This window comes from Roseburia inulinivorans DSM 16841, assembly GCF_000174195.1.
GTDB classification, from domain to species: Bacteria; Bacillota; Clostridia; order Lachnospirales; family Lachnospiraceae; genus Roseburia; species Roseburia inulinivorans.
The window spans coordinates 1-1,432 of record NZ_ACFY01000119.1; the positions used below are offsets into that span (position 1 = coordinate 1).

A 1,432-nucleotide genomic window follows, 5' to 3' on the forward strand; every position below is an offset into this window, starting at 1 on the left:
TCTCCGTTCCATTGCCTTACAGTTAGGAAAAGATCCCACCACCATCTCCAAGGAAATCAAAAAGCACAGGTCTTTCCAGGAACACAATCGTTTTAATGAACCTGCTAACAAATGTGCTTTGGCAAAAGATTGCAAAAAGAAAAATATTTGTGGTACCTATGCCCCTGTTTGCAAAAGGATGTGCAGATCCTGCAATCATTGCAACTCTCACTGCGAGGACTTTATTCCTCGATCTTACCATTGCAGTTTGCTGGATAAAGCCCCTTTTGTCTGCAATGGTTGCAGTAAAAAGAATCCCTGCCGCCTCGATAAAGCCTACTACCGCTCATCCACTGCACACAGGCAATATAAAACCATCCTTGTGGAATCAAGAGCAGGTATTAACATTTCGCCTGCTGACCTTGTTGCTTTGGATGAATTGGTAACCCCTCTCATTCTGCAGGGGCAGTCTCCTTACATGATCCTCCGCAATCATCCGGAAATTGCTCTATCTGAAAAAACTCTTTATAACTACATCGAGTCCGGAGCTCTTAGTGTGAAAAATATCGACCTTCCTAAAAAGGTGAAATATAAGGTGCGTTCCTGCAGTTCTTCTGAAGCTGCCGATCTGACCATTTATGAAGGACGTACTTACAAAGACTACCAGGCTTTTTTAAAGGAATTTCCTGACACAAGGGTTACGGAAATGGATACTGTCCTGGGCTGTGAAGGTTCAAAAAAAGTGTTACTTACCCTTCACTTTGATTGTTGTTCCCTTATGATGGCCTACCTTCTCGACAGTAAAGAGGTCTGTCATGTAAAAGCCATTTTTGACTCTATCGAACGCTCCTTAGGAACTTTTTCATTTTCCTCTGTATTCTCTTTAGTCCTGACAGACAGAGGTGGTGAATTCCGGAATCCTGCCGCATTGGAATGCGGACAGGAAAACCTGATTCGTACAAGCATTTATTATTGCGATCCTATGTGTTCCTGGCAAAAACCTCATTGTGAGAAAAACCATGAATATATCCGTAAAATATGCCCGAAAGGCACCTCCTTTGATGACTACTCTCAGGAAGACATCACTCTGATGATGAGCCATATCAACAGTTCTCCCCGGCAGAGCCTGGGTGGAATGTCACCCTTGAAGCTTGCAAAACTCATGCTGCCTTCAGAGGTAATAGATTACTTTGGACTTACTGAGATACCAGATGATGAGATTGTATTGACACCGGCATTATTACAAAAATAGAACCAGACATTACATATGAATCTGCGGATAAGAGTCTTGCATATTTTTTCCTCCAGGCAAGTGGAATTTAGTCTTACAGGGCACGATTCCAGTTGCCTTATCAGTACGCCTTTTTCCAGTAAATGCACAAACAATGTCTGGTTAAATTCCACTTTAAAGGGTTTGACGCATTTCGTCAAACCCTAAAATATAGAATTTAGT

1 protein-coding gene is annotated in these 1,432 nt (G+C 42.1%); it reads left to right on the top strand.

Features of this window, described 5'->3' with window-relative positions; all coding sequences use genetic code 11:
- Window positions 1-1,231 (top strand): IS30 family transposase (locus tag ROSEINA2194_RS13445; RefSeq protein ID WP_044928109.1); only part of this gene is annotated, 1,231 nt, incomplete at its 5' end.
- Window positions 1,232-1,432: the final 201 nt, after the last annotated feature.